This window comes from Flagellimonas abyssi (assembly GCF_019457905.1).
Classification (GTDB): Bacteria; Bacteroidota; Bacteroidia; order Flavobacteriales; family Flavobacteriaceae; genus Flagellimonas; species Flagellimonas abyssi.
The window spans coordinates 1-1,290 of sequence record NZ_JAHZSV010000093.1; the positions used below are offsets into that span (position 1 = coordinate 1).

Genomic DNA, 1,290 nt, shown 5'->3' on the forward strand with positions numbered 1-1,290 from the left:
GTTTTATAACCGATATTGTTTGCTTTTTTATAGATAAGGATAAGCATGGCAACAATCAATGTCATGTAAATCATTACTTCGATACCGTTTTTATTCATGGAAACCAAATGGCTTACATGGAGTTCTTGCTTGATGAACCGGAAAAACACTTCAATATCCCATCTTCTTCTGTAAAACCGTGTTATTTCTTGGGCAGGAAGATCAAATTCATTAGAAATAAACCAAAATTCTTTATTGGGACTGGTTTTATTTTTGATGATAACAAGCCTGAAAGGCGCTTCTACCAAGGTTTCTTTGTGATGTATGTTCCCTTTTTTGTTATGTATAGGGATTCCGGTATAAAGATGGACGATACTATCTTTGACCAGTTCAAATCCCCCCATATCTTTAGTTGTATCTTGATTTACCAATAAGGATTTAACCTCTACATACTTTCTGTTTTCTTTGGAACGTATTACAAAAGGGATGTTCTCTTTACTGAACTTGTGCATGGTGCGGGTAGACTGTACCCCTCTGTCCATAATGTAGATATTGGATGTGCCTGTTTCCTTTTTCACATGTCTTAAAATCCCCACGGGCAAAGCATTATCTTCTGCCGAATACTTTTGCTCATTGAAAATATCAACAGATGAAGGAAGTAACCCATCGAAAGACATACTGAATTTGATCAGCTTTTTACCATTGTTCTGGTCAATTGCTTCCTTGAGTTTTCCCGCCGTATCGCTAACAATAGTGCTATCTACCCGGATCAGGTTGTATTTTTTGCTTTCGGTATGACCATAATGAGAGGCAAATTGCCCATAAATGCACTCAAATATTTGTCGGAAGTAATTCGAGTCTATTTTAGATAATCTTTCAGATATGGAGCTTCTGCGCACGGTCTCAGATTCGTCCAGATCAAAAAGCTGCTTGAACACAGAATCATTGAAAGTATCCTCTAGTGTACGTTGGCTCAATTTTTCATTATCCAGGATTCCGAACAATAAAAGATAAAACATTTTTTTACCATGAAGGACCTTTGAATAATGATCGACTTTCGTCTGGGCAGCCAGTTGGGATAACAGGGCTTCAGGTATAACTTGAAGTAACTCATTTACGGTTACATTATGATCTTTAAAAACTGACATATAAGACTGATTATCAGTAATAAAGATACAAAAAACAAAGAATAAAAACAAGTTATTTACCTGATAATCAGTAAGTTATTTACATATTTGCTTCGATATTATAATTAAGGAAAAAGTCTTTATAACAAAAAAGTCGGAAGAATAATCTTCCGACCATGACTGC

The 1,290-nt window shown here is 35.5% G+C and carries 1 protein-coding gene; it reads right to left on the minus strand.

Going from position 1 to position 1,290, the window contains the following annotated elements; all coding sequences use genetic code 11:
- On the minus strand, nucleotides 1–1,127 hold a 1,127-nt coding region (locus K1F36_RS19950; protein WP_220115355.1), incomplete at its 3' end, for an IS4 family transposase.
- Between the last annotated feature and the right edge of the window lie 163 nt (nucleotides 1,128–1,290).